The 9,335-nt window shown below is 38.8% G+C and carries 6 protein-coding genes; 4 read left to right on the plus strand and 2 right to left on the minus strand.

What is annotated here, in order from left to right:
- The first annotated feature begins 238 nt into the window (after positions 1–238).
- From FNN09_RS20435 to FNN09_RS20445, 3 genes are all read left to right on the plus strand, one after another.
- A complete protein-coding gene (locus tag FNN09_RS20435; RefSeq protein WP_143304351.1) occupies positions 239–820 on the plus strand; it encodes a hypothetical protein in 582 nt (193 codons plus the stop codon).
- A gap of 487 nt (positions 821–1,307) precedes the next feature.
- Positions 1,308–2,618 (plus strand): bacteriohemerythrin, encoded by a 1,311-nt coding sequence (locus tag FNN09_RS20440; RefSeq protein ID WP_143304352.1) that lies wholly within the window; start codon positions 1,308–1,310, stop codon positions 2,616–2,618.
- 138 nt (positions 2,619–2,756) lie between these two features.
- Positions 2,757–3,905, plus strand: a complete 1,149-nt coding sequence (locus FNN09_RS20445) for a DEAD/DEAH box helicase (RefSeq protein ID WP_143304353.1) — start codon at positions 2,757–2,759, stop codon at positions 3,903–3,905.
- A gap of 72 nt (positions 3,906–3,977) precedes the next feature.
- Here the strand turns inward: FNN09_RS20445 and FNN09_RS20450 are convergent, their stop codons facing one another.
- Complete coding sequence (locus FNN09_RS20450; protein ID WP_143304354.1) at positions 3,978–5,144, minus strand: DUF418 domain-containing protein; 1,167 nt, start codon at positions 5,142–5,144, stop codon at positions 3,978–3,980.
- A 171-nt stretch (positions 5,145–5,315) separates the two neighbouring features.
- Entirely contained in the window at positions 5,316–7,403 is a 2,088-nt protein-coding gene (locus tag FNN09_RS20455; protein WP_143304355.1) for a S9 family peptidase, read from the minus strand.
- Between the two features lie 304 nt (positions 7,404–7,707).
- On the opposite strand from FNN09_RS20455, the gene FNN09_RS20460 reads away from it, so the two are divergent.
- Positions 7,708–8,898: an aldo/keto reductase gene (locus FNN09_RS20460; protein ID WP_143304356.1), complete on the plus strand. Its 1,191-nt coding sequence runs from the start codon at positions 7,708–7,710 to the stop codon at positions 8,896–8,898.
- Positions 8,899–9,335 lie beyond the last annotated feature (437 nt).

Below are 9,335 nucleotides of genomic sequence, written 5' to 3' on the forward strand. Positions count from 1 at the left end.
TGAGAACTATTTACAGCGTCATTAAAAACAAAACACCATATCGTCAGGATTATATATGTCTTGATCCGAGAGAGAAAAATATTAATAGCTCCACTAATAAAGTGGCTTAAAAACTTGTAATTAATTAGAGTATATGAAACCATCATGATTAAGCATTAAGCACACTGGGCTATGATTAAAGAACCTTTGTATATGTTCTGTTAATCAGTCTTGAGCCTTGATACTAGTTTTTAAACACATGAAAGAATTAAACGAAAAACAAGAAGCATTCTACACAAAATGGGAACAGCGCCGAAAGAAGAAATGGTCTTACGTATTTCTTCAAGGCTCTGTTTATTGGGGTATACCTGTAGCTCTAATTAACTTTTTTATCGAAAGTCAGATTGAGCAGGAAGACATGCAGTTTTTACGATTTCTTATCTACTTATTAACCTTTGGTATTGGTGGTATTTGGATAGGCTTATCGTCGTACAAACGCGTAGATGCAAGCTATTTGGCTTTACAGGATGATGACGAAATTGAACGAGGTATTTCTGAAATTAGTAAGGGGAATACCTGGAATTATGAAAATTTGCTTATCCGACAAGACATTCAAAAAGCCCTTATAGTACAAAACGATTTGCTTTGGTTTGATGATGATCAGATATCAGCACAGCAAACGGATGAATGTTTTGAGCAGTTGATGAGTGACTTTAGTAGGCTTCAGAAAAACAAACAGTTTCAGCAGTATGCTAAGCATAGAGAGGTGAAGATACAGGTGTTTGACAATTCGGAGAATGAGATTCCTTTGAAAGAAAAGGTTGTATATACAGTCTGTTAAAGTAGGATTGCAAAGCACGCGGAGTAATTATAATTCAGAAATTGATAATTTAACCAATGAATATACCTATATGATTGATACATATATTAAAAGAGAGTTTAAAAAGATGAGAGTAAGGCATGTAATTGTGTCGACAGTGTTTTTCGCATTAATGGGCTTACTCTTATTATTAGCATTTATGCCAGACATTATACTTTTGGGGTTTGAAGCCGAACAAATTGAACCTTATTTATTTCCGAGCCTTATTGTCTTATATTTAGCTATGGTGTTCAACTGGAGGTGCCCTAGCTGTAGAAAGTTAGTAGGAAGAAGTTATAATTCTCATTTTTGTTCCAAATGTGGAGTGCCGCTGCGCTAAGGATTGTAATTTTCTACAACAGCGTTCTTATATTTATACTGTCGACCTTGTTTGATAGGAGCATCAGAACAAAGATCAAGAAGAAGCGTAATCGCGAAGCAGTAAACTTATTGATCAATCTAAATTCAAATGGATAATCAGAATATTATTGGCGCTAGTAAGAATAAGGCGGATTTAAACCAGGCTTACGAACGCTTTGTACCGTCGAAAATGTATGAGCTATTGGGTAAGAGCAGTATTGCAGATTTGCAATTGGGCGATCAGGTTGAGATGGGTTTGACAATTTTATTCTCTGATATTCGAAATTTTGTTAGTATTTCAGAATCATTACGTCCCAAAGAAACCTTTGATTTTATTAACTCCTATTTGCGGCAAATGGATACCGTAATAAGCCAGCACGGCGGTGTTATTGATAAGGTAATGGGCGATGGCATTATGGCCATATTTCCTTCAAATGCTAATGATGCGGTTGATTGTTCCTTAGGTATGCTTAAGCAGCTAGAACTCATAAATGAACAACGCTTACGGGCTAATCAAGCATCTTTTCAAATAGGAATTGGCTTAAATACTGGCATTTGTATGTTGGGTATTGTTGGAGGAATCAATAAGCAGGAAGCAACAGTTATAAGTGATGCTGTAAATTTAGCTTCGCGCATCGAATCATTAACAAAAACCTATGGCGTACAATTGTTGATAAGCGAAAATACCTACTTTAACTTAAAAGATGTCTCGAACTATTCCATCCGATTTATTGATAGGGTATTGGTTAAGGGGAAAAATCAGGCTCAATCCATTTACGAAATATATGATGGTAATAATTCTCGTATCAGACAATTAAAAGATCAGACGAAAAATATTTTTGAAGAGGCCTTGGCCCACTACCATTATAAGAAAGTTGAAAAGGCAGCTGAGCTATTAAAAAAATGTTTGGCAATAAACCCAGATGATAAGCCTGCACAAATCTATTTGGAACGATGTAGGATGTTTTCAAATAAAGGTTTGCACAGTGGGGCTAAAGAGTTAAGCCAACAAATAGAGTGGAGTACTGCCTTTGATGTGGGCAACGAGCAAATAGATACTCAGCATCTGGAGTTGTTTAATCATTCAGTTAAATTACTCGAGCTAATAAATTCGGGTATAGATGAAACGGTAACTGACAATATTATAAGCTTTCTGGATAAATATGTGGTGCATCATTTTGATACGGAGGAAAGGTATTTACTGGATAACGATTATCCGTTTTTTGATCATCATAAAGCACAGCACCTTAACTTTATTAAGTCATTTGGTTTATTAAAGTCCGAGATAAAAAGCAATTCGAAGAGTAAGATTTTCTTAATGTTTCGCGTTCAAACCCTGCTGATTGATTGGATTGTGAACCATACCTTAAAGGAGGATAAGCACTTTTGTAAGTACATAACAGATCGTATCAGCGGGTAAGTATTAGGTAGCTGGGGCTTGTTGAACGGTGTATTGTTACAGAAAAGGAGAGTGGACCTTGCAAATAAATCCTAAACAATAAGGTTTATAAAGGGGGTAAAACACCTACCTTTGGCTCAAAATATAAAAACAAGCACTATGTCGTTTTCTTCTTTGGGCTTATCGCCGTCGTTATTACAAATTCTTGCAGATAATAAATATACCGAAGCCTACCCGATACAGAAGGAAGCCATACCTGCCATTATTCAGAAAAAAGACATACTGGGAATTGCCAAAACAGGTTCGGGAAAAACGGCCAGTTATGTATTGCCCCTGTTAATGAATCAAGAGGGTGCCGAGCGTAAGAAAAACCGCCATGTTAATGCATTGGTATTGGTGCCTACTCGCGAACTGGCAACGCAGGTATTAGATGTTTTTAAACTATTTAGTGCAGGATTAACAGAGCCCGTTAAAACGCAGGCTGTATTTGGTGGAGTTTCCATTAATCCGCAAATGATAGCCTTGCAAGGGGTTAATATATTGGTGGCTACCCCAGGTCGTTTACTGGAGTTGCTCGATGCCAATGCGCTGCATATATCAGACATTGATACCCTTGTTTTGGATGAGGCCGATAAGATGTTGAACATGGGCTTTAAGGATGAGATGGATCGCATATTCGCTCAGCTACCTAAAAAACGTCAGAACCTATTGTTTTCGGCCACTTTAAGTGAGGATATCAAGAACATACAGCAATTGGTATTGCATAAGCCACAGGTAATAAAGATTGATGAAGAGAAAGACCCAATTGACCTTATTCAGCAGACAGCTTATTTTGTTGATCCCGAGAAGAAAGGGCCATTGTTACGTCATTTGATTGCCAGTCAAGAGATGGATCAGGTACTTATTTTTACATCATCTATTCAAAAAGCCGATCAGGTGGCCAATAAGTTACGTAACAATGGTATTGAGGCAAGGCCTATCCATAGTAAGAAAAGTCAGGGGGCACGAACTGATTTGTTGACCAAGTTTAAATATAAAAAGCTACGTGTATTGGTGGCTACCGACTTGTTGGCACGTGGTATCGATATCGAATTTTTACCCTATGTGATTAATTATGAACTACCACGTTCGCCCAAAGATTTTATTCACCGCATAGGTCGTACAGGTCGTGCCGAATCACCTGGCGAAGCTATTTCGTTAATTACGCCAGAGGAGGAGCATCATTTCAAAGTTATTCAGAAGAAAATGAAGAAATGGGTCGATCGAATAGATGGCAATGTGGTGCTGGAAAAGCAGAGTGGTAAATAATTAAATAAAACCCGTCAACTAATCAAAGCTGACGGGTTTCTTATTTTCTTTCGTCATAAATCAATAACAATCCTAACTTCTTATCCAAGTTAACTTGTGCCACAGTTTTTCTAATGGCCCTTGTTTGTATCTGATAATCCAATATTTGCAGATGTAAAACTGAATGGCAAACAGGAGTATGCCAATACCCAGTGATACGGTGTGGCGCACTTCAGGGCCTAATCCTAAGCCCCAACCAAAAAACACAAAACCACCAATTACCGACTGCATCACATAGGCTGTTAAACTCATCCGCCCTGGATATTTCAAGCCACTCACTAGCCTGTTGAAAAATGGTGTTTTAAAAAGTAAGATAAACGATGCAACCATCATCAGTGTAAAACCAACATTTCGATACATTTCAACAATGGGGCGCACCAAGCGAATTTGTTCTTTAGCTTCTAATAGGGCATCTATACTTAAACGAAATAGGTAACACGGCACAAATACAACAGTGGAAATAATTAAAGTGCGTAACCAAAACCGGCGATTACTTGCATTGTCGTCAAACTTATTGTTTTTACCCAACCAGTAGCCAATAATAAATAAGCCAGCCGTCTGTACTAAACGTCCTACTTCAAAGGCCCATATTAAACTTACTTTATGACCGTAAAGGGTATTGGCTTTAACCTGGTTAAAAAACGAATCACCCATTTGAGCCTCTTTTAGTAATTTCCAATACTGGCCACCATGTCGCGTAGGTAGCACATAATCGGCATTAGTAAGGTATTGAATGTAATGCCACCATTCGATGGGTTGCAACAAACAAACGAGTGCCACTAGCAATAATAGCTGGTTGCGCAAATTGCGTACTAAAAACAATACCACACCTACTAAAGCATACAGCATTAATACTTCGCCAGGGAAGAAAAAACCATTGACTATGGCAAAGCCAACTAGTAAAAGCAGTCGCCATAAAAAGCGATAGCCGAAATCGTAACTCTGTTTAGCTTGTTTGGCCATCATTAAACTAAAGGTAAAGCCAAATAATATGGAAAAAATGGCATATCCTTTACCTCCAAAAACAAAGAATAGAGAATCCCATACAACCGTGTCCATAGCTGTAAGCCAGGCAGGTTGCGAATCGGCACTGGGGAATACGTAAAAGTTAAAATGCTCGATGCTGTGCAATAGCATGATGCCTAAAATGGCGAAGCCTCTGAGGGCATCCACTACCTCTATTCTAATTTTCTTTTCCATGTGTTTTGTCTGTGTGTGATGAGTTTGCAAAGATTGTTAATGTTTGCTCTTGGCCTAATTTTTTAACTTTTTTTATACTGCATCTCATTAAAAACAAAAACCCACCAACTAGTAAAAGCTGGCGGGTTTCTTATTTCTGTTATCCAGAGTGTCATGTCTGGAACTTATTCTCTACTTCAAATACTCATCTAACCAACGGAAGAACTCGCGTTGCCAAAGTATACCATTGTGGCACGACAGTACCCAGTGGTTTTCTTCAGGGAAATATAAGAAACGAGCAGGAATACCGCGCATCTTAGCCACATTATAGGCTCCCATGCCTTGCGTGTAAGGAATACGGAAATCTTTAGCACCATGAATGACTAACATAGGAGTGTCCCAATTCTTAACAAAGTTGTGTGGAGAATTGGCAAAGCTGCGCATGGCTGTTTTATTGTTCTTATCCCAGTAGTTGCCTTTGTAATCAAAGTTGACGAAAAACATCTCTTCGGTAGTACTGTACATCTGCTCAAAGTTGAAAATACCACAGTGTGAGATAAAGGCCTTGAAGCGTTTATTGTGGTTACCTGCTAACCAATATACCGAGTAACCACCGTAGCTGGCACCAACAGCACCTAACTTGGTTTCATCAACAAACGATTCTTTTGAAACAGCATCAATGGCCGAGAAGTAATCTTTCATGTTCTGACCACCATAGTCACCGCTAATTTGCTCGTTCCATTCCTGACCAAATCCTGGTAATCCTCGTCGGTTAGGCGCTACAATAATGTAGTCGTTAGCTGCCATCATTTGGAAATTCCAACGCAAGCTCCAGAACTGACTCACCATGCTCTGAGGGCCACCGCCACAATATAATAAAGCAGGGTACTTCTTAGTTTCATCAAAGTTAGGAGGATAGATCACCCACACCAACATGTCTTTCTTGTCAGTTGTTTTTACCCATCGCTTCTCAACTTTACCCATTTTTAATTGCCCAAGTAATGGCTCATTTACCTTTGAAATGTTGGTGCCTTCACCTGTTTCAGCATTCACACGCACAATTTCAGTCGGGTGTTTCATAGTGGTTTTTGTAGTCACCAGGCTATTACCTGCTACCGCTACTGAGTTGTAGTTGTGTATGCCATCAGTAATTTGTGTGATGCTGTTATCAGCCATGTCAAAGCGGAAAATCTCTTTCGAGCCTTTATCTTCGCTGGTAAAGAAAATGTGCTGACTATTCTTGCTCCATTCTAAACCATGTACATTCTGATCAAAGTCAGCCGTGTAATCTTTTTGCTCACCCGTTGCAAGATTCTTAATGAATAAGCGGTTTTGGTCTGCTTCGTATCCATCGCGCTCCATGCTTTCCCAAGCCATGTATTTGCCGTCTGGCGAGTAGGCAGGTGCAATGTCGTAACCCAACATGCCTTCTGTTTGGTTCTCGGTGCTTTTTTCTTTAATGTTATAAAGATAGATGTCGCTATTGGTTGAAAAAGCAGACTCCATACCTACTTTTTTCTTACAAGTATAGGCTATGTTTTTGCCATCGGGAGTAAATGATACTTGCTCCATGCCACCAAATGGTTTTAGCGGAGAATGATAACGCTCGCCTTCCATAATATCGGTTGCTTTACCTACTGTTGCACCATTGGCATAATCGATATGGAAAATGTGTGAGTAAGTTGGCTCTACCCAATGGTCCCAGTGGCGATACATTAAATCATCTTCGATACGTGCATCGGCATGCTTTAGGTCAGGATAAAGGTCATGAATCGTTTTATCAAGCTTTACGCTTTTGGCATAAGCAATACGATTCATGGTAGGGGCATATTTGTAGCCTTCTATACCACCTTTTACCTTTGTTACTTGTTGGTTTTGCGTGCCATCAGGATTCATTTCCCATAATTGCACATCGCCCGAAGCAGCTGATAGGTAAGTGATTTTAGCACCATCAGGACGCCAGTTTACATCAAACTCACCACCTTTAGTAGAGGTAATCTGAGTAAAATCGCCACCTTCAACAGGCATGGTGTAAATGTCAGAGTAAGTTTTATTTTCCTCTATTTTAGTGTAAGAAATAGTGAATGCTACTGTTTTACCATCGGGCGAAACAGCCACACTACCCACTCGGCCAAATGACCAAAGAACCTCGGGTGTCATTATTTCACTGTCAACCGTTAAGTTACGGTTGGTAAATGTTGTTTCTTTCTGCTGTGTATTTGGTGCTGAACAAGCTCCTAACAGAAAAACAACAGCTGCTAAAAAAGCAAGATGTTTCATGATGAAAATGATTTGTATTAGTACTGTATTTATTGTTGCGTAAATAGTTTCGACTAAGTTAAGAACTTATTTATTACTAATATTTGAGTTTTATCAGGGTTCTGAAACTCTATAGAGTGGAGTAGTATTGTAGAATAGTATCAACTCAAAGCTTTGTTTAATTGAAAGTTTGTTGACAATTACTCTTCTACAGGGAATCATTATTATCAAGAATGTATTTAAATACTTAGGACATCGGACTTTAGGCTTCACACTAAAGACTATTTTACATACCTTACAACTTCCTTTATTAAAACCCACAATCATGAACAAAACGAATAAGAATGATCGTCGTCATTTTTTGAAGATGACAGCAGCCGGAATTGCTGGTGCAACGCTTTTGCCACACGTATCCGAAGCAAAGTCAAAGAAATCGAACAAAGTTATTTATCGCACTTTAGGCAGAACAGGTGTTAAGTTACCAATTGTAAGCATGGGCGCCATGAAAGATGGAACCATGGTTAAAGCAGGTTTGGCCAAAGGGGTAAAGCATTTTGATACAGCCCATGTTTACCAAAAAGGCAAAAACGAAACCATGCTGGGAGAGGCCTTGCAAGGACAGGACCTTAGCCAATTGTTTACTGTTACCAAAGTGGTGCCCGATGATATGGACCGCAAAACAGGCCTGATTGGAGAAGGATGTACTGCGGAGAATTTTTTGAAGATGTTTGATATAAGCCTGGAGCGTTTGCAGGTTAAATCGGTTGACTTATTGTATGTTCATGCTGTATCGTCTAAGCAGGCAGTGCTGCATCCCGAAATAATTAAGGCCGTGAAAATGGCTAAGGAGCAGGGTAAGTGTAAGTTTTTAGGTGTATCAACCCATAAAAATGAGCCAGAAGTAATCAGGGCTGCCATTGAAGCTGGTATTTACGACGTAGTTTTAACAGCTTACAATTTTAAGCAGGATCATCGCGAAGAAATAGACAAGGCCATAGCTGAAGGTGCTGCTAAAGGTATAGGTTTTGTTGCCATGAAGGTAATGGCTGGTGGATTTTTAGATAAGGACCAAACAAAGCCTGTGAATACCAAAGCCGCATTAAAGTGGGCTTTGAAAAATGAACATATTTGTACTTCAATTCCAAGTTTTACGACTATTGATCAGCTGGAAGAAAGCTGGGATGTAATGGCTAAGATGAAGATGAGTAAGCAGGAAGAAAAAGACCTCGAATTTGCACGCGATTATGCCGGCTTATATTGTAATGCCTGTAGCCAGTGCGATGGACAATGTCAAAAGAACTTGCCAATACCTGAGATAATGCGCTCTTATATGTATACTTACGGCTACCGTGAAATGGGTAAGGCCAAAGAGTTATTAGCCAATATGGGCGTGGTCAATGATCCTTGCTCAGATTGTTCACACTGTACCGTTACTTGTGTTAAAAACTTTGCAGTGGGCGAAAAGGTGCAAAGTGTTAGCCGCTTAATGGATGTGCCAGATGACTTTATTGTTTAACCACTTAATATTGAGGAGTAGTTTATGTTCCCACTTATTGCTTTTGTCCCTGCGTTGATTGGGGCAGCAGTTACTGTTGTAATTTTAATTAATCGCTTTCTTAAATTGTATCAGGAGAGAAATCAGGTTTTTAGAGAATATGTAGAAACACAGAAGAAGAATGATCAAAAGGCTTAAGTGCTTTTGTTAACGCTATTAATTATTAAAAAATATTGAATGAAACGAGCCATGATAGTTTCTTCTCACTCAGGAGCATGATTAATTCTTGGCGAGTTCCATCTGACAGATGAAAATAAATTTAAACACATCGTTAGTTTGTGGAATACCTAAATATGAGAAAACCAATTAGGAGTCAAACGTGATTTTTAACTTAGGCAAAAAGCTCCATCTGCTGCATTAACTTTAATAAACAGATAGATAAAATCTAAGTTTCATAT

This window comes from Carboxylicivirga sp. M1479 (assembly GCF_007097485.1).
Lineage (GTDB): Bacteria > Bacteroidota > Bacteroidia > Bacteroidales > Marinilabiliaceae > Carboxylicivirga.

Coding starts and splice junctions, on each gene's coding strand:
- FNN09_RS20435 (WP_143304351.1), top strand. CDS start 239: ATGAAAGAATTAAACGAAAAACAAGAAGCATTCTACACAAAATGGGAA.
- FNN09_RS20440 (WP_143304352.1), top strand. CDS start 1,308: ATGGATAATCAGAATATTATTGGCGCTAGTAAGAATAAGGCGGATTTA.
- FNN09_RS20445 (WP_143304353.1), top strand. CDS start 2,757: ATGTCGTTTTCTTCTTTGGGCTTATCGCCGTCGTTATTACAAATTCTT.
- FNN09_RS20450 (WP_143304354.1), bottom strand. CDS start 5,144: ATGGAAAAGAAAATTAGAATAGAGGTAGTGGATGCCCTCAGAGGCTTC.
- FNN09_RS20455 (WP_143304355.1), bottom strand. CDS start 7,403: ATGAAACATCTTGCTTTTTTAGCAGCTGTTGTTTTTCTGTTAGGAGCT.
- FNN09_RS20460 (WP_143304356.1), top strand. CDS start 7,708: ATGAACAAAACGAATAAGAATGATCGTCGTCATTTTTTGAAGATGACA.